This is a genomic window from Novosphingobium oxfordense (genome assembly GCF_044029435.1).
Lineage (GTDB): Bacteria > Pseudomonadota > Alphaproteobacteria > Sphingomonadales > Sphingomonadaceae > Novosphingobium.
Map to the genome: position 1 here is coordinate 1,770,434 of NZ_CP147005.1, position 26,479 is coordinate 1,796,912.

Genomic DNA, 26,479 nt, shown 5'->3' on the forward strand with positions numbered 1-26,479 from the left:
GCCGAAGTAGAAACCGCAACAATTTGCTGGCAAGTGATGAACATGGTCGAAAATTCCAATCCGCTCGCAATCGTCGTCCTCGCCGCCGGCAAGGGCACCCGCATGAGAAGCGATCTGCACAAGGTCCTTCATCCCGTCGCCGGTCGGCCGATGCTGGAACATCTTCTGCAAAGCGCCGCCGCCCTTTCGCCTGCCCGGCAGGTGGTTGTTGCCGGGCATGGCCGCGAACAGCTTGAAAAGGCGCTGGGCAGCCGCGCGACGATCGCGGTGCAGGATCCGCAGCTTGGCACCGGCCACGCCGTGCAGCAGGCCGAAGAAGCCCTCACCGGCTTTTCCGGCGACGTGCTGATTCTCTATGGCGACGTGCCTTTCGTCCGCACCGAAACGATGCGCGCGATGATCGATCGGCTTCACGCGCCCGACGCGCCCGCCGTGGTCGTGCTCGGCTTCGAACCGGAAGACCCGCTGCAATATGGCCGCGTGCTCGCCCACGACGATGGCCGCATCGCCATGATGGTCGAATACAAGGACGCCAACGACGAACAGCGCGCCTGCCGCCTGTGCAACTCCGGCCTGATGGCGGTGAAGTCGGCGGACCTGTTCGACCTGCTGGCCCGTGTCGGCAACGACAATGCCCAAGGCGAGTACTACCTCGTCGATATCGTCAATGTCGCCACGCTGGACGGCCGCACCTGCGCCGTCATCGTCACCGACGATCCCGACGAAGTGGGCGGCATCAACAGCCGCGGTGAACTGGCTGAAGCCGAAGGCCGCTGGCAGGCCCGCCGCCGCGTGCAGGCCATGGCGGACGGTGTGACGCTGATCGCCCCCGAAACCGTGTTCTTCGCCTGGGATACCAAGCTGGGCCGCGACGTCACCGTGGAGCCCAACGTGATCTTCGCCCCCGGCGTGACCGTGGCGGACGGCGTGACGATCCACGCCTTCTCCCACATCGAGGGCGCCACCATCGAGACCGGTGCCACCGTCGGCCCCTATGCCCGCCTCCGCCCCGGCGCACTGCTGCGCAAGGGCTCGAAGGTCGGCAACTTCGTCGAGATCAAGAACGCGGAACTGGGCGAAGGCGCCAAGGCCAACCATCTGACGTATGTGGGCGACGCCACCGTGGGCGCCAAGGCCAACCTCGGCGCCGGCACGATCACCTGCAACTATGACGGCTATTTCAAATACCGCACCGTGATTGGTGAGCGGGCCTTCATCGGATCCAACAGCGCCCTCGTCGCCCCGGTAAAGATCGGTGCGGACGCCATCGTCGCAGCGGGCAGCACCGTCACGCGCGACGTTGCCGATGGCGAGCTTCGCCTCGTGCGCGGCGAACAGCTGGTCAAGCCCGGCTGGGCCGACCGCTTCCACGATGCGATGAAGAAGAAAAAGGCCGAGAAGGCCGCTGGCGGCAAGTAAGCCGGGTGAGTAAGGGCGGCCGCGATAGTCTTCGCGACCGCCCTCACCAGGGGCCCTGGAACCGCCAGAAAATCAGGAACCGATAGCCTGACGCTGGGCGATGAAGTCCAGCTCGGTCTTGGCTGCAGCATTGGCCGCATCGTAGGAAAGCGACTGGGTGAACATCTTCTTGGCCTCGTCCAGTCGGCCAAGCTCGATCAGGTTGAAGCCCATGCCCCGCAGGGAACGCGCGGCAATGCTCGCGTCCGGCCCCTTGGTATCCTTGTCCACTACGGACCATGCCCGCGCGAACAAGTCGTAGCTTTCCTGGAACTGCCGGCGAGACTTGAAAAGTTCCGCATATTCATTGGCGTAATGCGCATTGTCCGGCGCCAGTTCGGTGGCCCGGCGCAGTTCCGTCTCGGCCAGATCGCCACGGCCAAGGTCGACCAGCGCGTACCCCTTGCCGAAATGAGCGTCGCACACCGCGCTGCTGACCATCACCGCATCACCCGGCACGGCATGCGCCGAAGTCTTCTCCGACTGGCAGAGGCGCGGCCGGGCATCGCCCACCAGCCCTTGCTCATTCGCGGAAATCACCGAATCGAAAAGCTTTACCGCTTTGCCCGGCTTGCCCGCGCGGATCATGTCGAAACCCCGGCTGACCGTGCCGACATATTCGGCATGGGCGGCACTGCTCACCAGCGCAATTGGCGTGGCTTCTCCGGCCATTGCAAGGCCCGGCACCGCCAGAGCGGCACTGCAAACCAGCAACGAAACCGACTTCAACGTGAAGTTCATCGGCACTGTCCTCTCCCGATCGGACCTTCGCGCGCCAGTCTTTGCCGGGCTGTTTCATCGAACGGTCTTCGTCGAAGCTTCCAGACTATCGGAGGAACGGGGTTTGACAAGATGTTTCGCCGCTCCCACATCCCGGCAAGCCTTATTTCAATCTCGCCTCACCTTTCAGATGTTTTCGAACACACCCTGGTGTTGGTCCGCTCTGTCTCCTCCGTTGCATCACCCCGATCAGGTAAACGCGCCAAATCTATGCGACTTCCTCTCGCACGAAGGCTTTGCACACATTACCAAGGCTTCATAGTGGCGCCACCAAACGCCAATCTCTAACGGGTTAGAGCAAGGCTCTCTCCGCTCAAACAAGGTAACGTAAGCGCAATGTGTGGAATCATCGGCATCGTCGGCAAGGAACAGGTCGCGGATCGGCTGGTCGACGGCCTTCGCCGCATGGAATATCGCGGCTATGACAGCGCGGGCGTCTGCACGGTCGAGAACGGCCAGCTCATCCGCCGCCGCGCGCAGGGCAAGCTGATCAATCTGGTGAACGAACTGGCGCGCGATCCCGCGCCCGGCCTGATCGGCATCGCGCACACCCGCTGGGCGACGCACGGCGCGCCAACGGCCGCCAACGCCCACCCGCATGCCACCGAGCACCTCGCGCTGGTCCACAACGGTATCATCGAGAACTTCAAGCCGCTGCGCGAAGCGCTCGAATCGCGTGGCCGCACGTTCGAGAGCCAGACCGATACCGAAGTGGTCGCCCACCTCGTCTCCGAACAGGTCGAAGCCGGCCTTTCGCCGGATGAGGCGGTGAAGGTGGTGCTTCCCCAACTGCGCGGCGCCTTCGCGCTGGCCATCGCCTTCCGCCAGAACCCGGACCTGCTGATCGGCGCCCGCCTCGGCTCACCGCTGGTCGTGGGCTATGGCGATGGCGAGACTTACCTCGGTTCGGACGCCCTCGCCCTCGCCCCGCTGACCCAGCGCATCTCCTACCTTGAGGAAGGCGACTGGGTGGTCATCACCCGTGAAGGCGCGCGCATCTTCGATGCCGACAACAACCCGGTGGAGCGTGAAATCGTCTCTTCCGGTGCCTCGGCCGTCGCCATCGAGAAGGGCAATTACCGCCACTTCATGCAGAAGGAGATCTTCGAGCAGCCGACCGTGGTGGCGCAGACCCTGCGCAGCTACATCCATCAGGTGGACCAGTCGGTGGCGCTGCCGCAGATCGATTTCGACCTTTCGGCGATCAAGCGCATCACCATCGTCGCCTGCGGGACCAGCTTCTACGCCGGCATGGTGGCGAAGTACTGGATCGAGACGTTCGCCCGCCTGCCGGTCGACATCGATGTGGCTTCCGAATTCCGCTACCGCGATCCCGTGCTGGAGCCGGGCGGCCTTGCCCTGTTCATCTCGCAATCGGGCGAGACGGCGGACACCCTCGCCGCGCTCAAGCACTGCAAGGCGGCCGGACAGACCATCGCCGTCGTCGTCAACGTGCCCACCAGCACGATGGCGCGCGAGGCGGACCTGCTGCTGCCGACTCACGCCGGTCCGGAAATCGGCGTCGCCTCCACCAAGGCCTTCACCTGCCAGCTAGCCGTGCTCGCCGCCCTCGCCGCGCATCTTGCCGTGAAGCGTGGCCGCATGGACCGCGAGGAAGAGAACGAAGTCGTCCAGCACCTCCTCCAGACCCCGGCCAGCCTGAACGCCGCGCTCGCCTTCGACGAAGAGATCGCCGCCATGGCGCACCTGATCGCGCCGGCGCGTGACGTGCTCTACCTCGGCCGCGGTCCGGACTATCCGCTGGCGCTGGAAGGCGCGCTGAAGCTGAAGGAAATCAGCTACATCCACGCCGAAGGCTATGCCTCGGGCGAGATGAAGCACGGCCCGATCGCGCTGATCGATGAGGCGGTGCCAGTGATCGTACTCGCACCCTCCGGCCCGCTGTTCGAAAAGACCGTCAGCAACATGCAGGAAGTGCGCGCGCGGGGCGGCAAGGTCGTGCTGATCTCCGACGCCGAAGGCATTGCCGAAGCGGGCGAAGGCTGCATCGCCACGATCGAGATGCCACGCGTCCACCCGCTGATCGCCCCGCTGGTCTATGCGGTGCCGGTGCAGTTGCTGGCCTATCACGTGGCCTGCGTGAAGGGCACGGACGTCGACCAGCCGCGTAACCTCGCCAAGAGCGTGACGGTCGAATAATCCCCCAATCCGGGGGTCGCGCGGCTGCCAAAGGTTTACCTGGTAATAACCCTTCTGCGGTTATGTCCGGATCCGTGGAAAAACGGTCGCAAACCCCTCAAGCGCTCCCGAAAGAGCTGCCCGTCCTCGCCGTGCTCGGCTTTTCCGAGCCGGCCGAGGGCGATTGGGCACGCCTTCGCGGACTCCAGTATTCCTGCCTCGGTCGCGGACGCGCGACGCGAATCGCAACGCAAGTGGCAGCCGTGGTCGCCACCGTCGCGGTGCTGTTCGGGCACATGCATCCCGCCGCGATCGGCGGCTGGGCCATCGCCGTCTGCGCCGTGCTGCTGTGGGGCACGCAAGTGGAAGGCACCCTTGCCGATGCCGATCGCCGCCGCCTGACCAGCGCTGAAATTCGCCGCCATGCGATGACCATGGTGGCACGGGCCGTGGTATGGGCCGTTCCGGTCTGCGCCTTCGGCCCCTTTATCGACGTTCAGGCGCAAGTGAAGCTGTGGACCGTGATGGCCATGCTGATGACCGGCTGCGCCGTGCTGGTGCCGGGCGTACCGCTGGGCACGCTGATCTTCACCGGCATCGTCGGCGGATCGACGATCGCCTATTTCGTCGTGCTGGGCAGCTACGACATGGCCCTGGTCGGCCTTGCGTTCGTGGGCGTGATCATTGCCGGCGCGGTCGAAAGCGCGCGCCAATATCTCTCCACCAAAGTCGCCGAAGCCGGCATGCATGAGCGGGACGAAGTCGTCTCCATGCTGCTGCGCGAGTTCGAGGAAGGCGAGGCCGACTGGCTCTGGCAGATCGACACCGCCCGCCGCGTGCGCGCCGTCTCTCCGCGCTTTGCCTATGCGCTCGGCCGCGACGCGGTGGAGATCGAGGGCGTCCCCTTCATCCAACTGATCGCCGGTTCGGCGTGGGATAGCGGCCAGTTCCCGCCCAGCCTCCACGACCTGGCCGAGCGCCTGAAGCGCCGCGAAAGCTTCTCCAACCTGCTGGTGCGCGTCACTATCGATGGCCGCCCGCGCTGGTGGGAGCTTTCCGGCACCCCGAAGATTTCCGACAGCGGCCAGTTCGATGGCTTCCGCGGCGTCGGCTCGGATGTGACCGAGGCGCGAGAGAACAGCGACAAGATCGCCTGGCTCGCCCGTTACGACACCCTCACCGGCCTGCCGAACCGCCTGATGCTGACCGAGGCACTGGGCGAAGCGCTGGCCTATGCCGAAAAGTGGCGCACCCGCTGCGCTTTCCTGATGATCGACCTCGATCGCTTCAAGGCGGTGAACGATACGCTCGGCCACCTCGTCGGCGATCAGTTGCTGGCGCGCGTGTCCGAACGCCTCAAGGGCCAGATGACCGACAAGGAACTCTGCGGCCGCCTGGGCGGAGACGAGTTCGCGGTAGTGATCCGCGACGCCACCGATCTGGAACACGTCAACCGCGTGGCCCAGCGCGTCATCCAGTCGCTCTCGCAGCCTTATCACGTCGACCATCACACGCTCTACGTCGGCGCCTCGGTCGGCTCCGCGATCGGCCCGCGCGACGGGCAGACGGTCGAGACGCTGATGCGCAACGCCGATCTGGCGCTCTATCGCTCCAAGGACGGCGGCGGCAACGCGCACTACACGTACGAGCCCGCGCTCCACGCCCATGCAGAGGAACGCCGTCAGCTCGAATTCTCGCTGCGCAACGCGCTTCAGCGGCAGGAATTCACGCTCAACTACCAGCCGGTGGTCGATGCCGACAGCGAAGCCGTGGTTTCGTTCGAGGCACTGCTGCGCTGGACCAGCAAGGAACACGGCTTCGTCAGCCCGGCGAAGTTCATCCCGCTGGCAGAGGATACCCGCCTGATCGTGCCCATCGGCGAATGGGTGCTGAAGGAAGCGTGCCGAGAGGCGATCAACTGGCCCGAACATGTGCGCGTGGCCGTCAACGTCTCGGGCGAGCAGTTGCTGGACCACAACTTCGCGGCCAGCGTCGTCGCCGCCCTCACCCAGAGCGGCCTCAGCGCCTCGCGCCTGGAACTGGAAGTCACCGAAAGCATCTTCCTGCGCGATGCCACCCTCGCCCGCTCGGCACTGGAACAGGTCATGGCGCTGGGTTGCAAGGTGGCGCTGGACGATTTCGGCACGGGCTATTCCTCGCTCGGCTACCTGCGCAAGCTCCGCTTCTCGACCATCAAGGTCGACCGCTCCTTCGTGCAAGGCGCCGCGACTGGCAATGCCGAGAGCCTGGCCATCATCCGCGCCGTCGTCGCCATGGCGGACAGCCTCGACATGTCGACCACCGCCGAAGGCGCGGAGACGGAGAAGGAAGTGGAGATGATCCGCCAACTCGGCTGCCGCAAGATCCAGGGCTATTACTTCGGCCGCCCGATGGCGGCAAAGGATGCCCTCGGCCTGTTCCACAACCGCAGCTTCGCGCACGACCAGACGGCCGCTTGAGCACCACGATCCAGCGATCGACGCGCACCACGAATTAATTGTGGTTGCGCGGCGGAGCGGCTTTGGCTGAACATCGGATCATGTCCGACGAGACCATCGACCTGTCGAAGCTGAGCGAGACCGAACTCCATATCCTTCGACTTTTCGCGCAAGGGCACACAGCCAAGAGTGTTGCGGCCGAAACCGAGCGCACTGTCGGTGCCGTGAACGAACGGTTGCGCGAAGCGCGCCGCAAGACAGGCATTGCCAGTAGCCGTGAATTGGCACGCATCCTGGCGGCACAAGAATATCGGGACGATAAAATCGATCTCGATCAGCGGCATGAAGGTCATCAAGGCAGCATCCCGGCCAACGCGACGAAGCGGTGGCCTTTGTTGGCTGGAGTAATCTTTATCATGATCGCACTTGCAGGCGCCGTGCTCGCTGGAACGATGCTCGCTCAATCAGCACCTAATCAGATGAAAGGGCCGGAACCGGTAGATCCACTAATCGGAAAGCTGGCATCCAGCATGTCTCCCGGCGAGCAATACCGGCTGGTTCGGACGGAGAAGCGCGATGAGGCATGGGCTACGCCGGCCGAGCGCGCCATTGTTGAGGAATATGGCAAAGTGCTTCGCGATCGCGGCGTCCAAGATACGGTGCGTGTTCGCTGCGCAACTACGGTCTGTGAGGTCGCCCTACGCGCGACGATCACCTTTGCGCAGAACAAAGCCCTGACCGAGGACTTCCAATCGAAGGCCTTCTACGACAGGTTTTCGGCAAAGGGACTTGCCGCGAACAGCGCCGGGTTCAGCGGGGACGGCGCCGCGTTCCTCTACTTCTCCTATTGGGACAAACGCTGAGCCCCAACGAAAAACGCCCCCGGTAACCGGGGGCGTTCATTCTATCCGTCAAATCGGAATGTGGCCTATCAGGCGCCGACCATTCCGCGGATGGCGCTTTCGAACAGCGCGCGGCCGTCGGTGCCGCCATGCGTCGCTTCGATCGCGCGTTCGGGGTGCGGCATCATGCCCAGCACGTTACCGGCCGCGTTGAGCACGCCGGCGATCTGGCGAGCCGATCCGTTGACTTCGCCCACATAGCGGAACGCCACGCGGCCTTCGCCTTCGAGGCGATCCAGCGTTTCCGCGTCGGCGTGGTAGTTGCCGTCGTGGTGCGCCACGGGGATCGAAATCTCCTGCCCGGCTTCATAGCCGGAGGTGAACAGCGACTGCGCGTTCTCCACCTTCAGCGTCACGTCGCGGCAGACGAAGCGGATGCCCGAATTGCGCAGCAGCGCGCCCGGCAGCAGGCCGCTTTCGGTCAGCACCTGGAAGCCGTTGCACACGCCGAACACCGGCACGCCGCGATTGGCGGCCTCGACAACGGCGCGCATGACGGGCGAGCGCGAGGCGATCGCGCCGCAGCGCAGATAGTCGCCGTAGGAGAAGCCGCCGGGCAGACCGATGAAGTCCAGCTTATCGGGCAGATCGGCATCGCCGTGCCAGACGCGGATGCATTCGTTGCCGGAGATCTTCTCCAGCGCCACCGCCAGATCGCGGTCGCAGTTGGAACCCGGGAACGTGACGACAGCGGAGCGGAACGACATCAGGCGACCTTCTCGATGCGGTAGTTCTCGATCACCATGTTGGCGAGGAGCTTCTTGCACATGTCGTCAAGCGCTTCGTCGGTGACGGTTTCGGCGACATCCAGCTCGAACAGGCGGCCGGCGCGCACGTCGTTGACGCCTGCAAAGCCGAGGCCTTCGAGCGAATGGTGGATCGCACGGCCCTGCGGGTCGAGAACACCGGGCTTGAGGCTGACGTGGACGCGGACTTTCATCTGGGGACCTTTCGCTTCGCGGAGCGCAGATTCGTTTCAAAGCGCCTATGGCCCCGAGAACGCTTCGGGGCAAGGTGTGAGGGACCGTTCGATGCCACCTTTGCAATTGAAGGCGGTTCGCCAACCTGCCATTTCGGCGTGATGCAGGATACCATCTCGTTTGCCGGACAAGTTGCCATCGTTACCGGGGCAGGCCACGGCCTGGGCCGCGCCTATGCGCTGGAACTGGCACGACGCGGCGCGAAAGTGGTGGTGAACGACCTTGGCACCACGCGAGACGGCTCCGGCCACTCCGATGCCGCGCTTGCCGTTGCCGCGGAAATCCAGTCGCTTGGCGGCGAAGCCATGGCCGATGGCGGCGACGTTTCCGATTTCGCGCAGATGGAGGCCATGGTCGCCCGCGCAAGGGAAGCCTGGGGTGGCATCCATATCCTGATCAACAACGCCGGCATCCTGCGCGACCGCACGTTCGCCAAGATGGATATGGCCGATTTCGAACTGGTGGTGCGCGTGCACCTGCTCGGCAGCGCCTGCGCCACCAAGGCGGTGTGGGAAACGATGCGCGAACAGAACTATGGCCGCGTGTTGATGACCACCAGCTCCAGCGGCCTTGGCGGCAATTTCGGGCAGGCCAACTACGGCGCGGCTAAGGCGGGCGTGCTGGGCCTGGCCCGCACCTTGCGCATGGAAGGCGCCAAGTACGGCATCCGCGTCAACTCGCTGGCCCCCACCGCCGGCACGCGGATGACGGCGGATATCTTCCCGGACGAAGCCTACGCCGCGTTCGAACCCGAAGCCGTGGTGCCCGCCGCGCTCTATCTCGTTTCGCAGGACGCGCCCACCGATGCCATCGTCGCGGCCGGTGGCGGCGTGTGCCAGGGCGTGTTCATCACCATGAACGATGGCGTGCTGCTGGAAGGTGAGGCGCTCTCCGTCGAAGGATTTGCCACCGCATGGGACCGTGTGCGCAACCGTGCAGGAGACCGGGTGCTGGAAACCGGTATGGAACAGGCACATCACGCCTTGTCGTTACTGCTGAAATCAAACGATTAAAATTCGTTCTCCGGCATTGACGGTCCCCACCCCGCGCTACAATTCCAAAGACAGCGACGTCACCGGGGGAACAAGGGGCAATGCAGGGGCAGATTGCGCCGCGCGACAAGGCACGGCTGAAGGCGTATTCCATCGTCACCCAAGTGGCTGCGGTGGGTGGTGTGCTGAGTTGCGTCGCGCTGGTTCCAGCCTCTATCGGCATGCAGCAAGTAGTCCGTAGCGGGCTTTACAGATCGCCCCAATTCCAGGTCTGGGCGATGACAACCGGGTTCGCGTTCATTGCCGCCGCAGCTTTTTTTATAATCGGCACCATTGCGTTCCTGCTGTGGTTTCACAAGGCAATCGCCAATCTGCGCAAGATCGGGCTATCGGGCCTGACGGCAAAACCGCTCTGGGCGGTCGCCAGCCTCTTCGTACCCGTAGCGCAATTATTCGTTCCGTTCGCGACGATGCGAGAACTGTGGAATCGCAGTCATGGTGAGGACGAGTATCAGGCGGGTGCCAGCGTCGGCACGGTTACGACCTGGTGGACCTGCCTTCTGACCGGCGTGCTCCTGGTCACGGTCGTCACGGTTACGGGGATCATCAACCTGCTGACCCCGTTCAAGATCATGACCCCCGCCTTGCTGACCATCGCCTTCATGCTTGCGGGCATTGTCTTCTGGTGCGCGGCGGCTGGCTATCTGGCGCTGATCGTGCGCCGGATCACCACCGCGCAAGACTCGCTTATTGATGGAAAGTCGATCTTCGCCTGATCGGCAGCTCCCGCAACGACAAAATAGAAAGCGGAACAATCGGATGACGGAAACGAGCCTCGCCTACGGTCTGGCGATCATGGCGTCCCGCACGAAAGTGGTGCGGATGACGCTGTGGGCTTACATCGGCTTGGCCGCCGCCTCCGCTGTAGGCCTGTGCGCAGCCATGGCGTCGGGCGAAGCCGCGGGGCAGATCAGCACAATGATAACGGGCCTGATGGCGCTGCTGATAATGGCCTGCGCCATCCCCATTGGCATGTGGATCCATCGCGCGCACGCCAATCTCTTCGCAGCCGGGCTGGAAGGACTGGATTACACGCCGGGCTGGTCGGTCGGGTGGTTCTTCATACCCATAGCCAGCCTGTTCAAGCCGTTCTCGGCGATGCGCGAACTGTGGGAGCGCAGCCACCTTCAATCGAACGCAGAAGACAAGGCAGACTACCGGCTGGTCGCATGGTGGACGTGCTGGCTGATCGGCCAATTTGCCGGCAACGTGGCATCTCGCATTCCCGACCCCGCCGCAGCCGGTGGGCTCTCGATCATCCGGCAGATCTTTGGCATAGCAGCAGCGTGGTTCCTGCTGGAAATCGTCAACGGCATCGCCCGCGCCCAAACCTCTGACCTCGAAGCCGGCCACGCCTTCGCTTGAGCGTCAGTCCTCGACCACTTTCAGCAGCTTGCGCTCCAGCGGGCTGAGCACGTTCACCAGTTCGTGCCCGCGCTTGAGGATCTGGCCTGCTTCGCCGAACAGCGTCCACATGCCCTGCTTTCCACGCAGCGCCGGACGTTTTTCGACCCGAGCCTGCGGCCGTTCCGCCGCGCGGCGGAAGGCGGAGAACTGCGCGGCGTCCTTGCCGAAATCCATCGCATAGTCGCGCCAGAACCCGGCAGCGACCATCCGGCCATAAAGATCGAGTATCTTCTGCAGTTCCAGCCGGTCGAAACCGATCTGCAGCGGCATCCGCCCAGGAAAGGCAACTACGCCTGCCGGAAGGGGACTCGTGCCGCCGTGAGGGCCTACCGCCATCCGCCCGTCAAACGCCCTTCACGACCGGTTCGGCGTGCTTTTCTTCCTCGCGGGCGCGCAGAAGCTGATCGACCTGCGCGCGCAGCGCGGCAACCTGTTCTTCCAACTCGTCGACGCGCTGGCTGCCCACCGGCTCGCACGGCTCCTTGCAGGGCGTGCCATAGGGCATGAATTCCTTGGCGTAAGTCTCCGCCTTGACCAGCGTGGAGCGGGCCTTGACGCCGATCATCGTCGCGCCTTCCGGCACATCCTCGGTCACCACCGCGCTGGCGCCCACGCGGGCGCGCTTGCCCACGGTAACGGGGCCGATGATCTGCGCGCCGGAACCGACGATCACGTTGTCCAGCAGCGTGGGGTGGCGCTTGCCGCCCTTGCCGTTGGTGGGATTGGAGCCGCCCAGCGTCACGCACTGGTAGATCGTGACGTTGTCGCCGATCTCTGCCGTTTCGCCGATCACCGTGAAGCCGTGGTCTATGAAGAAGTTCCGGCCGATCGTCGCGCCCGGATGAATATCGATGGCGGTCAGGAAGCGGGAGAGGTGATTGACCACGCGCGCCAGGAAGAACAGGTCCGCACGGAACAGGCGGTGCGCGATCTTGTGAAAGAACAGCGCCCAGACACCCGGATAGAGCAGCACTTCCCACCGCGAACGCGGTGCAGGGTCGCGCGCGACGACCGAGTCCAGATAGCGGACGAGATTACCCAGCATCGCGCGAATCTCCCATCAAACGGTTCGCATGGCAAGTCATCTGCGCGAACCGGTGGTTCATGTACCCTTGGAGTCGCCGCCCTTAACCTCTTCCAGCGCGTCGCGCCAGATCGCCAGTGTCGGCGGCTGCTTGCGCTCCAGACTGAGACGATCGATCGCGGCGACCAGCCGTTCGACGCCCAGATGGCTACGCTCCGCCCGCGGTACAAGGTAGTCGATCGCCGCCGGATCGAGCACAAGGCCGCGCATCTGCGCGTGAACGTCGATCAGATCGGCCATCATCGCCTCATCCGGCGCGTCGATTTCCAGCTCAAGCGCGGCGCCAAGGCGCGAACGCAAGTCTGGCAGGGCCACCTGCCAGCGCCCCTCTCCTTCGCCGCGGCGATGGCTGGAGACGATCAGCAGCGGCCGGCGGCTTTCCTGCGCGCGGTTCCAGGCATGGAACACCGCGTCTTCCTCCATCCGGTCGGCATCGTCCAGCGCATCGCCATGCCCGGCTTCCACGAACCAGCGGGCCAGCAGCGACTTGCCTGCGCGCGCCGGGCCCGAGAGAATCGCGGTGTGAAAGGGCCACTGGCCCGGCTCCAGCAATGCATCTACCGCATGCGCGTTCGCATTGCCCACGACAATGCGCGGCGGGCTGTCGCTCGCGGTCGACAGCGGAAGTGGTATCTGCCTCATCCCCCGGAACCTTCTAGCGGCTGATCCTCAGCGCGCCGCCCCCTGCCGAAACCTTCCAGCCCTGCGCACGCAGGGCCGCGGCCAGCCGGTCGGCGCCGCCTTCGGCGCTCACCCGCAATACGGAAATGCCACCGATCGCCAGGCTGACGGTGGCTGCGCCCTTCACGCCCGGCGCGCCGCGCACGGCGGCAAGCGCGGCATCGACCGATGCGGCGTCGGGGCTGGCGAACTGGACCGAAACCGTCTCCACCGGGGCCGCTGCCGCCGGTGCGGCAGGCGGAGGCGGCGGCACGTTCTGGATCAGCGGCGCCGTTTCTTCCTGCGGGGCCGCGCCGCCTTGCGGCATCAGCTTCTCGCGCAGTTCGGCAAAGGCACGATCGAGCGCGACCTGGCTCATCGTCAGCGTGGGGTCGGGGCTCAACTGTCCGCCGGCCAGCGCGCTGCGATAGATTTCGTCAGTCCGCTCCACTGCCTTGGCAAGCATGCCGGGCAGTTCCTGGTCGCTGGCGGCATCCATCTCGAAACTGTCGAGGAAGGTGTTGTCCGGGCCATAGCGCGCGGTAAACGTGCCGTGGATCGGGCCACCCGGCCACTGGCGCTCAAGCCGGGCCACCGGGATCAGCACGTCGGTCGCCCCGAACTGGTCCAGCAGGCCGCGCCACCACAGGCGGCTGCGGCGCGTGGCCTGGCCGGCGGTAAGAATCAGCGATTCGCCGCCCGCGCCGACAGGGCGCACATAATCGATGGAACTTTGCGAGGCCTGGAATTCCGCCCACGCCTTCTGCCACGGCCCGCGCACTTCGAAGACCTGCTGCACGCCGCCCGAATTGAGCACCGGCACCAGCAGCAGCGGTGCAGAGCGCACGGCCGCGCCCCCGCCGCCGACGAACTGACCGGCCTTGCCCTTGTCGAAGATGACGCCCAGCGTGGCGATATAGCGGCGCGGACCGACCTGTTCCTGCCCGATCACCACCGAGGAGACCATGGCATCGATCAATTCGACCGGCATGTCCGGCCCGCCCAGTTTCTTCCAGGCTTCCTTCTCGGCCTGCTTCCAGCCTTCGAGTCGCGCTTCGGCACCCGTCTTGGCCGTCACATCGACATGAATGCCGTTGACCTGAATGTCTTCGGAGTTGGCGAGCGGCGCGATTCCGCGATCGCCTTCGACTTGCGCGGCGATTCGCCATGCGCCGAATCCGACCGTGCCAAGCGCGGCCACGCCGCCAAGGAGCACGGCTGCGCGTACCGCAGTCCAGCGCCGACCCTTGTCGCGGCCGGCCAATCGCCGGAAATTCTGGGAGAACGTGATCGCCATCGTCGAAACCGATTGGCCTTTTGCCTAAACGGGAATGGAAATCCAAGCCGGAAAGCGATAGGGGCGCGCAATGTCCGACGATAACTCACCCAAGAGCTACTCTTACGAGCAGGCTGGCGTCTCGATCGCCGCAGGAAACGCGCTGGTAAAGGCCATCGGCCCGCTGGCAAAATCCACCGCACGCCCCGGCGCCGATGCCGAGCTTGGCGGCTTCGGCGGATTCTTCGATCCGCGCGCCGCCGGCTACAAGGACCCGCTGCTGGTCGCAGCGAACGACGGCGTGGGCACCAAGGTCAAGCTGGCGATCGATCACGACCGTCACGACCACATAGGCATCGACCTTGTCGCCATGTGCGTGAACGACCTTATCGTGCAGGGCGCGGAGCCCCTTTTCTTCCTTGACTACTTCGCCACCGGAAAGCTTGAAAACGGCGTTGCAGAGCGTGTGGTCGCCGGCATTGCCGAAGGCTGCAAGATGTCCGGCTGCGCCCTGATCGGTGGCGAGACCGCCGAAATGCCGGGCATGTATGCCGCCGGCGACTATGACCTTGCCGGCTTCTGCGTCGGCGCGGTGGAGCGCGGCGAACAGCTTACCGGCGACAAGGTTGCCGATGGCGACATCCTGCTGGGCCTTGCCTCTTCCGGCGTGCACTCCAACGGCTACTCGCTGGTTCGCCGCCTGGCCGAAGACAAGGGCTGGAAGCTCGACCGCCCGGCGCTGTTCGATTCGGACACGCTGCTGATCGACGCGCTGATCGCGCCCACCCGCATCTACGTGAAGAGCCTGCTGCCCTTCATCCGCGCGGGCCGCATCCATGCGCTGGCCCACATCACCGGCGGCGGCCTCCTTGAAAACATCCCGCGCGTGCTGCCCGATGGCCTCCACGCCCGCATCGACGTGGGCGGATGGCCGCAGCCGCGCCTGATGGCGTTCCTGCAGGCGCAGGGCAATATCGAGCCCGGCGAGATGGCCCGCACCTTCAACTGCGGCATCGGCATGGTGCTGGCAGTCGCAGCCGACGAAGTCGCCGCGCTCAAGGCCGAACTCGAAGCCGCCGGTGAGACGGTCTACGTGATCGGCGTGATCGAAGAAGGTGACAAGGGCTGCACCGTGCAGGGCAAGGCCGAGGAATGGTCCGCCCGCGAGGATTGGGAGGCCGTGCACCTTGCCTGAGAAGGCAAAGGTTGCGGTCCTCATTTCGGGCAGCGGCACCAACATGGCTGCCCTGCTCTACGCCAGCCGGCTTGAGGACTGTCCCTACGAGATCGTCCTCGTCGCCAGCAACAAGCCGGACGCCGGAGGCCTTGCACTTGCCAAGGCCGAAGGCGTGCCGACCTTTGCACTCAGCCACAAGGGCCTCAGCCGCGACGAGCACGACGCGGCGATGGACGCGGCAATTCGCGAATCCGGCGCGCAGTGGGTGGCGCTGGCCGGCTACATGCGCATCCTGACCGACGAATTCGTGGTCAAATGGCAGGGCCGGATGGTCAACATCCACCCTTCCCTGCTGCCCAAGTACACCGGCCTCCACACCCACCAGCGCGCGATCGAAGCGGGGGACAGCCACGGCGGCGTGACCGTTCACCTCGTCATTCCCGAACTGGATGAAGGCCCGGTTCTCGGCCAAATTCCCGTTGCCATCCATGCCGGCGATACTGCCGAAAGCCTGGCCGCGCGCGTGCTCTTTGCCGAGCATCAGCTCTATCCGCGCTGCCTGGCCGAACTCGTTTCCCGCGAAGCCTCGCCCGAGTGGCTGCTGGAACGCGTGCGCGAGCGGGCGATGGTGCTGCCTGAAAGCGACGAGATTTCCAGCCACGGCATGCCCTGCTTCGGCATCGTGAAGGGCAAGAAGTTCGCCTATTTCACCTCCGACCACCACGGCGATGGCCGCACTGCACTGCTGGTGAAGATCAGCGGCGTGGACGAGCAGACCATGCTGATCGACCAGGACGAGGATCGCTACTTCCGCCCCGCCTATTTCGGCGACGGCTGGGTCGGCATTCGTCTGGATCTTGGCGAGAACGACTGGGACGCGATTGCGGACTGGCTATCGCGTTCATGGCGCGCTGTGGCCCCGAAGAAGCTGGCCGGGCTGCTGGATGTGGCGGATCAGTTTTGAACAAATGCCAGAGGGCGGGCTGAAGCTCGCCCCCTTTGATCCAGCTCGACGCATCAAACTATATCTCGTCATCCCCGCGAAGGCGGGGATCCCGCTTTTCTTCGCGTGCGCAAAACAAGGAAGCGGGACCCCCGCCTTCGCGGGGGCGACGAAGTGTTATCAGTTAAATCACGGCGTTCCGGCGAGCAATTTAGACGCCGCGACGCGCCAAATCGCCGCTTGGCTCAGGCCCCGACTGCCCTCGCATCCCGGATCATGCGTCCGATCTGGTCCAGCAACGTCAGACGCTCTTTCTTGAGGTCCTCCAATCGCGCGTCGGAGGCAGCCTCAAGCTGCTCCTCGATCCGGTTTATCTTGCCGTTGACCTCATTGTAACGGTCCACCAGCGCCGCGAAATGGCCGCGCGTGGCCTTGAGGTGCTGGAGGACTTCGATGTCCTCGGGAAATTCCTCGGCGAGTTCGTGGGGCTTGTAGGTCATCGGCTCTCCTCTGCGCTCGATAGAGCTTCGATTTTAGCCTCTTACCCGCCCCGCGCCTTGCGCGAGATCAAGCGCAAGGCGGGTACATTCAGATTTGCGAGTAATCCACTTGCGGCCGGCTCTCCCGCGTGCCGCGATAGCGCTTGTCCGGTTCGCGCGGGTCGCCCGCGATCAGGACGTGGTCGTCATGGACTTCCACCAGTGTGCCCACGAAGGGAAAGCCTTCAAGGCTGCCGTTTACGCGGTAGCTGACGGTATCGCCCACCTTGAAACTGGTTGCGTCGAAATTGAATTCGAAGGGGCAGGCTTCGCCCGTCTCACCCATGCCTTGCATTTTTACTCTCCTCTTGTGGGGGAGGGTAACAAAGATGCGCGCGCTGCCAAATCGAAATTGGCGCCGCTCAGCCGATTTCCTCTACCTTGCACTGCTTCTGCGTGCCCCCGGGCAATGTCAGCATGGCATCGCTCCCCTTGGTGAAGAGGCTGGCCTTGCCGGCATGGTTCTGCCCTTCGTAAAGCGCACCCGATCCGCTGACGACATGGGCCAGCCCCACGCCCTGATCGCGCTATGACAGCCAGACCGCGCCCGGATCGGTATTCACGAAAGTGACGGACACCCCGAAATCCTGGCCCGTGCAGGTGAGTGCCAGCGGACCTTTCGAAACGCCCTTGGCATCGTCCGCGCGGGCATCGGCATAGCCCTGCCGCAATTCGTGGATGCGCATGGCGTACTGGTCGCGCACGCAGGCGGGCTTGTCATCCGCCTTCCAGCAATCGTCGCGGCCTTTGACCCAGCCGCGCTGGGTGGCCTGCAATTGCTGCTTGCGCTGCGCGTTGATGTTCGGGCCGGTCGACGCGAGATCGTAGAGCCGCATCAGTTCACGGTCCATCGCTGCCAGTTCGGGCGTGGAGCAGACCAGTTTCTGCGCATCGCCATCGGCCTTGGCGCAATCGAAACTGGGGGTTGCCACCGCGACCGGCGCGGCATCGGTGGCGGCAACGGTTTCGGTGACCACTTCGGTAGCGGTATCCTCAACGCTTGGGCTGGCCGATGGGCTTGGATCGGCACCGCCGCCGCCTGAACAGGCGGCGAGAAACAGGAGTACGCTCGATCCGGCGAATTGCTTCATCGTCTGCCTCCAGTCGCAAGGGACTGGCGATGAATATCATTGGGAACGCACCGATAAAAACAAAAAGGCCGCCCAAGCGGACGGCCCTTTCATTATCGAATGAAGCGTTTGCTTCAGCCGACGATTTCTTCCGGCTTGAAGAAGTAGGCGATTTCGATCGCTGCGTTCTCATCCGAGTCCGAACCGTGGACCGAGTTGGCTTCGATCAATTCGGCGAAGGTCTTGCGGATGGTGCCTTCAGCGGCGTCGGCCGGGTTGGTGGCGCCCATCACGTCGCGGTTGGTCTTCACGGCGTCTTCGCCTTCGAGAACCTGCACGACCACCGGGCCCGAGATCATGAACGACACGAGGTCGTTGAAGAAGGGGCGTTCCTTGTGGACGGCGTAGAAGCCTTCAGCCTGCTCCTGCGAGAGCTGGATGCGCTTCGAAGCGACGACGCGCAGGCCGGCTTCTTCGAGCAGCTTGGTGACGCCGCCGGTCAGGTTGCGGCGGGTCGCGTCGGGCTTGATGATCGAGAAGGTGCGGGTAACCGCCATGGTAGGTTCCTTGCGAAGTAGGAGTTTTGAATTGTTGCGCGCGCCCCTAGCCGGGAACGCGCGGCTCCGCAAGAATGAGGCTGCGTTATGATCAACCCTGAGAGGGGAGAATCATCCAGCCTGAACCCATTTTCCGCCATCCTGCTTCCAGTAATAGTGCTCCACCCCCTCCCGCTCACGCAGCGCGCGCCAGGTGTCGCGCGCATGCTGCAGGGTGGACTGGTCGAACAGGAAGAAGGTGCGTTCGAAAGGCCGATCGCCCTCGCGCCACTGGCCGTCGGCGATAGCCATGAACTTCGCGCCGTTGGCAGGCTCCGCTGCTTCGGAAATGAGGATCGGCTGGCGATCCTCTCCCCCCTCGCCCGCAAAGCCGTTGGCCAGGAAGCTCTCCGGGCCGCTGGACCACAGGGCCTGGCAGATCCGCTGGCGCTGGCCAAGATCGGCGGAGACGACGAGCAGACGCTCGCCACTCCCCGCCACCTTGCCGGCGATCAACGCCAGCGCGCTTTCGGCCGGGTCGCGGCTGAGCTGATAGAAATCCACGCGCATCAGCCGCGTCCCCTGCCTTACTTACGTTTCGAGCCCGTACCTTACGCTTCCAGAGTGTCGCGCACGAAACGGTCGAGCAGGCGCACGCCGAAGCCCGATGCGCCCTTATCCCAGGTCGCGCCCGGCTTGTCGGTCCACACGGTGCCGGCAATGTCGAGGTGCGCCCAGGGGGTGTCGTTCTCGATGAAGCGCAGCAGGAACTGCGCCGCGGTGATCGAGCCGCCGAAGCGCGGGCCGACGTTCTTGATGTCGGCAATCGGGCTGTCGATCATCTTGTCGTAATTCGGGCCCATCGGCATGCGCCACAGACGGTCGCCCGAAGCATCGCCCGCCGCGTTGAGCTGGCCGGCCAGTTCGTCGTTGTTCGAGAACAGACCCGCGTACTCATGCGCGAGGCTGAGGATGATCGCGCCGGTCAGCGTGGCGAGGTCGACGATCTTGGCGGGCTTGTATTCGCGCTGCACCCAGGTGAGCGCATCGCAAAGCACCAGACGGCCTTCGGCATCGGTGTTGATGACTTCGATGGTCTGGCCCGAGAGCGAGGTGACGACGTCACCGGGGCGCTGGGCATTGCCGTCGGGCATGTTTTCCACAAGGCCGCAAACGCCGACCACGTTGGCCTTCGCCTTGCGCAGCGCCAGCGCGAGCATGGTACCGGCCACCGCACCGGCGCCGCCCATGTCCCACTTCATGTCTTCCATGCCAGCCGCCGGCTTGATCGAGATGCCGCCGGTGTCGAAGGTCACGCCCTTGCCGACGAAAGCGACCGGTGCTTCACCGGCGTTGCCGCCCAGCCATTCCAGCACCAGCAGACGCGCCGGACGCGCCGAACCCTGCGCCACGCCCAGCAGCGAGCCCATGCCGAGGTCGGCCATTTCCTTCTCGTCCAGCACGCGGACCTTCAGGCCGCTGCCCGCCATCTTCGCTTCGCAGCGGGCGACGAACGATTCCGGATAGATTGCGTTGGCCGGCTCGGTCACCAGTTCGCGGGTGAAGGACACGCCCTCGACGATGGCCTGCTCCACGGCCCAGACCGCCTCGGTGCCTTCGGGTGCGCCGATCACGGCGATATCAACCAGCGTGGGCTTGGCGTCGTCCGCCAGCTTGGTGCGATAGGTGTCGAGACGCCATGCGCGCAGCACCGCGCCGAGGAGAGCGCCCGCCGCTTCGTCAGCCGAAAGGCCCGCGCCGGTCAGGTCCAGCGTGACGGCGGTTTCGCCCGAAGTCAGGTACTTGGCGACAACGCCCGCGCCCGCGCGCTCGATCGCGCCCTTGCGGTCCTTACCGTCGGTCGCGCCGATCCCGGCCAGCGCCACGCGCACGATCTTGCCGTCACGCTCAACGAAACCCTCGAACACCTGACCCGCCTTGCCGGCGAAGCGCGAAGCCTTCGCGCCTTCCACCAGCACGGCTTCGAGATCGGCAGGAATCGCATCCTGATTCACGAAGCGGGCGACCAGACGCGCCGTGGGGGCGGCAGCGGCGTCAAGGAACTGGATATTCATGGGATCTCCTGAATTCTCGTGGGCGAACGACGGACTTGTGCGCTTCGCCGCAACAGCGGATTGCAGTTAGGCACAGGCGGTGCGATAGGCAAGTCATGCTCCCGGCCGCTCAGACCCTGCTGCATGCCCGCAAATTGCGCTTGCTATCCCTTCCGTTGCCTTTGCTGGCTGCCGGAATTGCCTCTCTTTCAGTGCCTTGCGCGGCTTATGCGCAGGACCTTACGCGGCCGGTGGATACCACCCCGATCCAAGGCGCTCCTCCTGCACCGCCCGCAGAAACTGCGGAAGAAGTGCCGGTCGCCTTCGAGGCCGACACGGTGGAGTACGACCAGAACGGCGAAACGGTTACCGCCAAGGGCAATGTCGTGCTGCGCAAGGACAAGCAGTCGGTCCGCGCGGACACCGTCACCTGGAATCGCAATACCGGCAAGATCGTCGGCTCCGGCAATGTCCGCCTGGTGGACCAGAACGGCAACCAGCTGTTCACCGAACAGGTCGAACTGACGGACGAGCTGAAGACCGGCGCGATGGACAACCTGCTGCTGGTGCTGCGCGAAGGTGCGCGGCTGGCGGCGAACAAGGGTGAACGGCTGGCCAATGGCGATGTCGTGCTGCAGCACGCCGCCTATACCGGCTGCGGCGTGGCCGACGATGCCGGCTGTCCCAAGAGCCCGACGTGGAGCGTCCTGGCCAAGTCCGTGATCTGGAGCGAGGAAAAGAACCTCGTCCGCTTTTCCGACGCGCGCCTCGAACTCTTCGGCAAAGTGCAGATTCCGCTGCTGGGCCTGACGGTCAGCACCAATGGCGGCGCGGTTTCCGGCTTCCTGGTGCCCGATATCAAGTCCAGCCCGTCGAACGGCATCGAAGTCGCCGAATCGTACTATTGGAAGATCGCCAACAACCGCGATCTCACCGGTACGCTGCACGTCTTCACCAAATCGGCGCCGATGGCCTCGTTCGAGTATCGGGCCCTTACCGACATCGGCGCATACCAGATCACCGGCTACGCCACTTCGTCCAACCGCATCTCGCTAGACGATACCAACCCCGATCCCAACCGCGAACGCGCGTTCCGCGGCTACATCTTCGCCAACGGCAAGTTCCAGCTCGACCCGGCCTGGAGCATCACCGCATCGATCCGCCGCGCGACCGACCGCACGTTCCTGCGCCGCTACGACATCAGCCGCGACGACCGCCTGCGCTCCAGCGTGGAGATCGAGCGGATCGACCAGGACAGCTACTTCTCGTTCGCCGGCTACACCACACAGACCATGCGTTCCGGGCAGGACCAGGGGCTGATGCCGATCGCCATCCCGGTGATCGACTATCGCCGCCGCATCGATGACCCATGGCTGGGCGGCAAGTTCGAGATCCAGGCCAACACCATGGGGATCACCCGCAAGGAAGGGCAGGATACCCAGCGTGCCTTCGCCAGCGCCCAGTGGTCGCTGCGCAAGCTCACCAGCATGGGCCAGGAAGTGGTGCTGACCGGCCTGGTGCGCGGGGACGTCTATCACTCGGACGAAAACGACACGACCACCACCGCGCTCTATCGGGGCGAATCGGGCTGGCAGGGCCGCGCCATCGCGCTGGCCGCAGTGGACGTGAAGTGGCCGCTGGTCGGACAGGTCTTCGGCGGCACGCAGGTCTTCACACCGCGCGTCCAACTCGTCGCCACGCCGCACCTGAAGAATCTGGAGATCCCGAACGAGGATTCGCGCGCGGTCGAACTGGAGGACACCAACCTCTTCTCGCTCAACCGCTTCCCCGGCTACGACCGGTTCGAGGACGGCGTGCGCTTCACCTACGGGTTCGACTGGACGTTCGAACGTCCGCGCTGGCGGATCAAGAGCACCGTGGGCCAGTCGGTCCGGCTCAGCAACGAAGAGCAGATCCTGCCGGACGGCACCGGCCTTGCCGACAAGGTGTCGGACTTCGTCGGCCGTACCGAAGTGCGCTATCGCAACTTCGTCAGCGTGATCCACCGCTTCCGGCTGGACAAGGACACGCTGGCGTTCCGCCGCAACGAATTCGACCTCTCGCTGGGCAGCAACCAGACTTATTTCGAACTGGGCTACGCCAAGCTGGACCGCAATATCTCCAACACGATCGAGGATCTTCAGGATCGCGAGGAAGTGCGTGCAGCCGGCCGCGTCGCCTTCGCCAACTACTGGTCGATGTTCGGTTCGGCAGTGGTCAACCTGACCGACAAGAACGAGGATCCGACGTATGGGTCGGACGGTTTCCAGCCGCTGCGCACGCGTCTTGGCGTCGCCTACGAGGACGATTGCCTGGAGATCGCGGTCACCTGGCGGCGCGACTATGTGTCCAACGGCGACGCGCGCAAGGGCGATTCCTTCCAGCTTCACTTCGCCCTCAAGAACATCGGGGTCCACTAAGGCGGACATCCTTCATACAGAAACGCGCATCAACAGGTTGACCAAGCAGCGTCCGGGGCGTTGGCAGGCCATGCCAAAGCCGCTATCGGACGCACTCAGTTTCGGTTAAGCCGCAGGCCGACATAGGCCGGAAAACGTGCGCGGGGTGTTTCGACCCCCGCGTCCGGGGACCGGAAATGACGGTCGCAGACGGGATAGAGATCACGGTGACAGCAATCCAAGGTAGCAGGTTCAAGCGCGCGGCACGCAATTGCGCGATCGCCGGTGGCGCAATCGCGTCCGCCCTCTCCCCGCTTGCGGCGTCCACCGCCGCTTTCGCACAGGCCAACGGCCCGGCCGAGACCGCCACTTCCGAACAGGGCGACATCGTCATTCCCGACGACGTCAAGATCTTCGGCAACGACAACCCGAACCTGCGCCGCGCAACGGCCGTGGTTAACGGCGACATCATCACCGGCACCGACGTCGACCAGCGCCTGGCGCTGATCCTGGCCGCCAACCAGGGCAAGATCGACGAAGAAGAAAAGAAGCGCCTGCGCCTGCAGGTGCTGCGCAACCTGATCGACGAAACGCTCCAGATCCAGGCCGCCAAGGCTGCCGACGTCTCGGCAGAAGATGCCGACGTGGAACAGACCTATACACGCGTCGCCTCGCAGAACTTCGGCCAGGATACCAAGGCGATGGACGCCTACCTGAAGCGGGTGGGCTCCTCCCCCGAATCGCTGAAGCGCCAGATCCGCGGCGAGCTTTCGTGGCAGCGCCTGCTCCAGCGCAACGTCCAGCCCTTCATCAACGTCTCCGATGACGAAGTGAAGGAAATGATGGAGCGCATGAAGGCCGCCAAGGGCACGGACGAGTACCGCCTTGGCGAGATCTACCTGTCCTCCACGCCCGAATCGTCGCAGCAGGTCTACCAGAACGCGATGCAGATCGTGCAGCAGCTGAAGCAGGGCGGCAGCTTCGTCGCTTATGCCCGCCAGTATTCGCAGGCGTCCACCGCCGCGGTCGGCGGCGACCTCGGCTGGATCCGTCTGGGCCAGCTGCCGGCAGAACTGGCCACCGCCGCGCGCGACATGCAGCCCGGCCAGCTGGTCGGCCCGGTCGAAGTGCCCGGCGGTTTCGACATCATCTACCTGATCGACAAGCGCCAGGTGCTGACCGCCGACCCGCGCGACGCCGTGCTGTCGCTCAAGCAGATCTCGATGAACTTCCCCAAGGGCATCAGCGAAGCCGAAGCCAACAGCAAGGCCGAAGCCTTCGCCAAGAGCATCGCCACCGCCAAGGGCTGCGGCGACGTGGACAAGGTTGCCACCGGCATCGGCGCCCAGGTCGTCACCAACGATCAGGTGAAGGCGCGCGATCTGCCCGGCCCGATCCAGACCTCTATCCTCAACCTCTCGCCCGGCGAGACGCTGCCTCCGTTCGGTTCGCTGACCGAGGGCGTGCGCATCCTGATGCTTTGCGGCCGCGACGATCCGCAGGTCGATTCGGGCCCCAGCTTCGAACAGCTTCAGGCCCAGATCGAGGACGACCGCGTCAACAAGCGCGCGCAGATGTACCTGCGCGACCTGCGGCGTGACGCGATCATCGAATACAACTGATCCTGCGATGAGCGGCTCCGAAGCCATGCCTGCGGCGCCGCTCGCCGTTTCGTTGGGGGATCCGGCCGGGATCGCCCCGGAACTGATCGCGGAAAGCTGGACCCGCCGCGGCGAGGTTGCGCTCGCACCGTTCTTCGTGGTGGGCGGCGGCAATGTCCTTGCCGCAGCCGCCCACACGCGCGGCATCGATCTGCCGGTGATCCGCATCGCCGATCCGGCGGAAGCCGTGGAAGCCTTCGCCAGCGGCCTGCCGGTGCTGGGCGACGCGGATGCGCCGGTCCAGTTCGGCCAGCCTTCGCGTGAGGGCGCCGAACTGGCGCTCCATTCGCTGACGCAGGCCGCCGCACTTGCGGTTTCCGGCGCGGCAGGCGCGATCGTCACCGGCCCCATCGCCAAGTCGAAGCTGGCCGAAGTCGGCTTCACCCAGCCCGGCCAGACCGAATTCTGCGCCGATGCCTGCGGTGTCGCGCATGACGATGCGGTGATGATGCTGGCCGGCCCGAACTTGCGCACCGTGCCGCTGACCGTCCACGTCGCGCTGACGCAAGTGCCCGCGCTGCTCACCCGCGACCTGATCGAGCGCAAGGCGCGGATCGTTGCCCGCGCGCTGGCGCGGGACTTCGGCCTCTCCCCCGCGCGCATCGCCATCACCGGCCTCAACCCCCACGCCGGCGAGGACGGCCGCATGGGGCGCGAGGAAATCGACACCATCATCCCCGCCATTACCGCACTCACGGCCGAGGGCCTTGCCGTCACCGGCCCCCATCCCGCTGACGCGCTGTTCGCCGCGCATGAGCGCGACAGGTTCGACGTGGCGCTCTGCATGTACCACGATCAGGCGCTGATCCCGATCAAGACGCTGGACTTCGATGCCGGCGTCAACGTCACGCTGGGCCTGCCGATCGTCCGCACCTCGCCCGATCACGGCACCGCTTTCGGCATCGCCGGCAAGGGCGTGGGCAGCGCCGGCGCCATGATCGCAGCCCTGCGCATGGCAGGCGAATGCGCGGCCCGACGCGCCGCAGGAATTACCGCATGAATACCCCTCTCCCGTCCCTTCCCCCCCTGCGCGAAGTCATCGCCAGGCACGGGCTCTCGGCCAGCAAGGCGCTGGGCCAGAACTTCCTGTTCGACGAACAGTTGCTGGACCGGATCGCCGCCATCCCCGGCAAGCTTGACGGCGCCAACGTGCTGGAAGTCGGCCCCGGCCCCGGCGGCCTGACCCGCGCGCTGCTGCGTGCCGGTGCCAATGTCACCGCTATCGAGATGGACCGGCGCTGCCTGCCCGCGCTCGCCGAACTGGAAGCCGCCTTTCCCGGCAAGCTGAAAGTGATCGAGGGGGATGCGATGAAGATCGACCCGGCGACGCTGTTCGACGGGCCTTACCATATTGCCTCCAACTTGCCCTACAACGTCGGCACCGCGCTGTTTACCGGCTGGCTTTCGGGCGAATCCTGGCCGCCGCAGTGGCAATCGCTGACGCTGATGTTCCAGGAGGAAGTGGCCCGCCGCATCGTGGCGGAGGCGAACACGTCCGCCTATGGCCGTCTTGCCGTACTGGCCCAGTGGCGTTCGAAAGCGAAGCTGGCGCTGAAGGTCCATCGCAGCGCCTTTACACCGCCGCCCAAGGTCATGTCCGCGATCATTCACGTGGTGCCGGGCGAGGCCCCCGCAGGCGTATCGATGCGCGTGCTGGAGCGGGTGACAGAGGCCGCTTTCGGCCAGCGCCGCAAGATGCTGCGTCAGAGCCTGAAGGGCGTTCCCGGCGCGCTGGACGCGTTGGAGCGGTTGGGGATCGACACCCAGCGCCGCGCCGAAACGCTGTCCGTCTCCGAATTCGTGGAAGTTGGCCGCGCCCTATCCTGAGGCTTCGGCTTAGCCTTACTTAGAGCAGTTTCCGATCCGATTGCATCGGATCAACTGCTCTAAGTTTTTGGTTTTCCGCATTTCCGAGTCATCAGGT

27 protein-coding genes are annotated in these 26,479 nt (G+C 64.9%); 13 read left to right on the forward strand and 14 right to left on the reverse strand.

Annotated elements, in window-relative coordinates:
• Window positions 1–42: 42 nt before the first annotated feature.
• Entirely contained in the window at window positions 43–1,419 is a 1,377-nt protein-coding gene (gene glmU, locus WBP07_RS08180) for a bifunctional UDP-N-acetylglucosamine diphosphorylase/glucosamine-1-phosphate N-acetyltransferase GlmU (protein WP_395395410.1), read from the forward strand.
• A gap of 72 nt (window positions 1,420–1,491) precedes the next feature.
• Here the strand turns inward: glmU and WBP07_RS08185 are convergent, their stop codons facing one another.
• Window positions 1,492–2,199 (reverse strand): diguanylate cyclase, encoded by a 708-nt coding sequence (locus tag WBP07_RS08185; RefSeq protein WP_395395412.1) that lies wholly within the window; start codon window positions 2,197–2,199, stop codon window positions 1,492–1,494.
• Window positions 2,200–2,574: 375 nt separating this feature from the next.
• On the opposite strand from WBP07_RS08185, the gene glmS reads away from it, so the two are divergent.
• The 3 genes from glmS to WBP07_RS08200 all read left to right on the forward strand — a co-directional run bounded on the left by glmS (window position 2,575) and on the right by WBP07_RS08200 (window position 7,678).
• Window positions 2,575–4,398 (forward strand): glutamine--fructose-6-phosphate transaminase (isomerizing), encoded by a 1,824-nt coding sequence (gene glmS / locus WBP07_RS08190; RefSeq protein WP_395395413.1) that lies wholly within the window; start codon window positions 2,575–2,577, stop codon window positions 4,396–4,398.
• Window positions 4,399–4,460: 62 nt separating this feature from the next.
• The gene (locus WBP07_RS08195; protein WP_395395414.1) at window positions 4,461–6,836 is read left to right on the forward strand and encodes a putative bifunctional diguanylate cyclase/phosphodiesterase; all 2,376 of its coding nucleotides are present in this window, start codon (window positions 4,461–4,463) and stop codon (window positions 6,834–6,836) included.
• 80 nt (window positions 6,837–6,916) lie between these two features.
• Window positions 6,917–7,678, forward strand: coding sequence for a hypothetical protein (locus WBP07_RS08200; RefSeq protein WP_395395416.1), 762 nt, complete (start codon window positions 6,917–6,919; stop codon window positions 7,676–7,678).
• Window positions 7,679–7,746: 68 nt separating this feature from the next.
• On the opposite strand, the gene purQ is transcribed toward WBP07_RS08200, so the two are convergent.
• Together purQ and purS are read right to left on the reverse strand one after the other, a co-directional pair.
• On the reverse strand, window positions 7,747–8,424 hold the full coding sequence (gene purQ / locus WBP07_RS08205; RefSeq protein WP_395395417.1) for a phosphoribosylformylglycinamidine synthase subunit PurQ: 678 nt from the start codon (window positions 8,422–8,424) through the stop codon (window positions 7,747–7,749).
• Window positions 8,424–8,657, reverse strand: coding sequence for a phosphoribosylformylglycinamidine synthase subunit PurS (purS, locus tag WBP07_RS08210; RefSeq protein ID WP_142634639.1), 234 nt, complete (start codon window positions 8,655–8,657; stop codon window positions 8,424–8,426). The genes purQ and purS overlap by 1 nt, the downstream gene beginning before the upstream one ends.
• A 141-nt stretch (window positions 8,658–8,798) precedes the next feature.
• On the opposite strand from purS, the gene WBP07_RS08215 reads away from it, so the two are divergent.
• The 3 genes from WBP07_RS08215 to WBP07_RS08225 all read left to right on the forward strand — a co-directional run bounded on the left by WBP07_RS08215 (window position 8,799) and on the right by WBP07_RS08225 (window position 11,114).
• A complete protein-coding gene (locus WBP07_RS08215) occupies window positions 8,799–9,710 on the forward strand; it encodes an SDR family NAD(P)-dependent oxidoreductase (protein WP_395395418.1) in 912 nt (303 codons plus the stop codon).
• Between the two features lie 80 nt (window positions 9,711–9,790).
• Window positions 9,791–10,465 carry a DUF4328 domain-containing protein gene (locus WBP07_RS08220; RefSeq protein ID WP_395395419.1) on the forward strand — a complete coding sequence of 225 codons (675 nt, stop codon included), beginning with the start codon at window positions 9,791–9,793 and terminating at the stop codon, window positions 10,463–10,465.
• Window positions 10,466–10,508: 43 nt separating this feature from the next.
• Window positions 10,509–11,114 carry a DUF4328 domain-containing protein gene (locus tag WBP07_RS08225; protein WP_395395421.1) on the forward strand — a complete coding sequence of 202 codons (606 nt, stop codon included), beginning with the start codon at window positions 10,509–10,511 and terminating at the stop codon, window positions 11,112–11,114.
• Between the two features lie 3 nt (window positions 11,115–11,117).
• Here the strand turns inward: WBP07_RS08225 and WBP07_RS08230 are convergent, their stop codons facing one another.
• The 4 genes from WBP07_RS08230 to WBP07_RS08245 are packed head-to-tail and all read right to left on the reverse strand — an operon-like array spanning window position 11,118 to window position 14,197.
• Entirely contained in the window at window positions 11,118–11,492 is a 375-nt protein-coding gene (locus tag WBP07_RS08230; protein WP_395395422.1) for a DUF2794 domain-containing protein, read from the reverse strand.
• Between the two features lie 7 nt (window positions 11,493–11,499).
• A complete protein-coding gene (gene epsC, locus WBP07_RS08235; protein WP_395395424.1) occupies window positions 11,500–12,201 on the reverse strand; it encodes a serine O-acetyltransferase EpsC in 702 nt (233 codons plus the stop codon).
• Between the two features lie 57 nt (window positions 12,202–12,258).
• Window positions 12,259–12,882, reverse strand: a complete 624-nt coding sequence (locus tag WBP07_RS08240) for an ATPase (RefSeq protein WP_395395425.1) — start codon at window positions 12,880–12,882, stop codon at window positions 12,259–12,261.
• A gap of 13 nt (window positions 12,883–12,895) precedes the next feature.
• The gene (locus WBP07_RS08245) at window positions 12,896–14,197 is read right to left on the reverse strand and encodes a heavy-metal-associated domain-containing protein (protein WP_395395426.1); all 1,302 of its coding nucleotides are present in this window, start codon (window positions 14,195–14,197) and stop codon (window positions 12,896–12,898) included.
• 70 nt (window positions 14,198–14,267) lie between these two features.
• Here WBP07_RS08245 and purM point away from each other — a divergent pair, with 70 nt between their 5' ends.
• Window positions 14,268–15,371: a phosphoribosylformylglycinamidine cyclo-ligase gene (gene purM / locus WBP07_RS08250; protein WP_395395428.1), complete on the forward strand. Its 1,104-nt coding sequence runs from the start codon at window positions 14,268–14,270 to the stop codon at window positions 15,369–15,371.
• The gene (purN, locus tag WBP07_RS08255) at window positions 15,364–16,317 is read left to right on the forward strand and encodes a phosphoribosylglycinamide formyltransferase (protein WP_395395429.1); all 954 of its coding nucleotides are present in this window, start codon (window positions 15,364–15,366) and stop codon (window positions 16,315–16,317) included. Before purM ends, purN begins: the two co-directional genes overlap by 8 nt.
• Window positions 16,318–16,541: 224 nt before the next feature.
• Here purN and WBP07_RS08260 read toward each other — a convergent pair whose 3' ends face one another.
• The 7 genes from WBP07_RS08260 to WBP07_RS08290 form a co-directional block, all read right to left on the reverse strand.
• Complete coding sequence (locus WBP07_RS08260) at window positions 16,542–16,796, reverse strand: YdcH family protein (protein WP_395395431.1); 255 nt, start codon at window positions 16,794–16,796, stop codon at window positions 16,542–16,544.
• 88 nt (window positions 16,797–16,884) lie between these two features.
• On the reverse strand, window positions 16,885–17,130 hold the full coding sequence (locus WBP07_RS08265; protein WP_395332365.1) for a hypothetical protein: 246 nt from the start codon (window positions 17,128–17,130) through the stop codon (window positions 16,885–16,887).
• Between the two features lie 67 nt (window positions 17,131–17,197).
• Complete coding sequence (locus tag WBP07_RS08270) at window positions 17,198–17,350, reverse strand: MliC family protein (RefSeq protein ID WP_395395433.1); 153 nt, start codon at window positions 17,348–17,350, stop codon at window positions 17,198–17,200.
• Window positions 17,351–17,362: 12 nt separating this feature from the next.
• On the reverse strand, window positions 17,363–17,926 hold the full coding sequence (locus WBP07_RS08275) for a lysozyme inhibitor LprI family protein (protein ID WP_395395435.1): 564 nt from the start codon (window positions 17,924–17,926) through the stop codon (window positions 17,363–17,365).
• A gap of 113 nt (window positions 17,927–18,039) precedes the next feature.
• Window positions 18,040–18,462 carry a nucleoside-diphosphate kinase gene (gene ndk / locus WBP07_RS08280; RefSeq protein ID WP_395395437.1) on the reverse strand — a complete coding sequence of 141 codons (423 nt, stop codon included), beginning with the start codon at window positions 18,460–18,462 and terminating at the stop codon, window positions 18,040–18,042.
• 111 nt (window positions 18,463–18,573) lie between these two features.
• On the reverse strand, window positions 18,574–19,011 hold the full coding sequence (locus WBP07_RS08285) for a DNA polymerase III subunit chi (protein ID WP_395395439.1): 438 nt from the start codon (window positions 19,009–19,011) through the stop codon (window positions 18,574–18,576).
• Between the two features lie 41 nt (window positions 19,012–19,052).
• Window positions 19,053–20,516, reverse strand: coding sequence for a leucyl aminopeptidase (locus WBP07_RS08290; RefSeq protein WP_395395441.1), 1,464 nt, complete (start codon window positions 20,514–20,516; stop codon window positions 19,053–19,055).
• Window positions 20,517–20,611: 95 nt separating this feature from the next.
• Between WBP07_RS08290 and WBP07_RS08295 the strand changes: the two genes are divergently transcribed.
• The 4 genes from WBP07_RS08295 (at window position 20,612) to rsmA (ending at window position 26,382) form a co-directional block, all read left to right on the forward strand.
• Window positions 20,612–22,915, forward strand: coding sequence for an LPS-assembly protein LptD (locus WBP07_RS08295; protein WP_395395442.1), 2,304 nt, complete (start codon window positions 20,612–20,614; stop codon window positions 22,913–22,915).
• Between the two features lie 176 nt (window positions 22,916–23,091).
• On the forward strand, window positions 23,092–24,516 hold the full coding sequence (locus WBP07_RS08300; protein WP_395395443.1) for a peptidylprolyl isomerase: 1,425 nt from the start codon (window positions 23,092–23,094) through the stop codon (window positions 24,514–24,516).
• 7 nt (window positions 24,517–24,523) lie between these two features.
• Window positions 24,524–25,555, forward strand: a complete 1,032-nt coding sequence (gene pdxA / locus WBP07_RS08305; protein WP_395395444.1) for a 4-hydroxythreonine-4-phosphate dehydrogenase PdxA — start codon at window positions 24,524–24,526, stop codon at window positions 25,553–25,555.
• The gene (gene rsmA / locus WBP07_RS08310; RefSeq protein ID WP_395395446.1) at window positions 25,552–26,382 is read left to right on the forward strand and encodes a 16S rRNA (adenine(1518)-N(6)/adenine(1519)-N(6))-dimethyltransferase RsmA; all 831 of its coding nucleotides are present in this window, start codon (window positions 25,552–25,554) and stop codon (window positions 26,380–26,382) included. Before pdxA ends, rsmA begins: the two co-directional genes overlap by 4 nt.
• The last annotated feature ends 97 nt before the right edge of the window (window positions 26,383–26,479 follow it).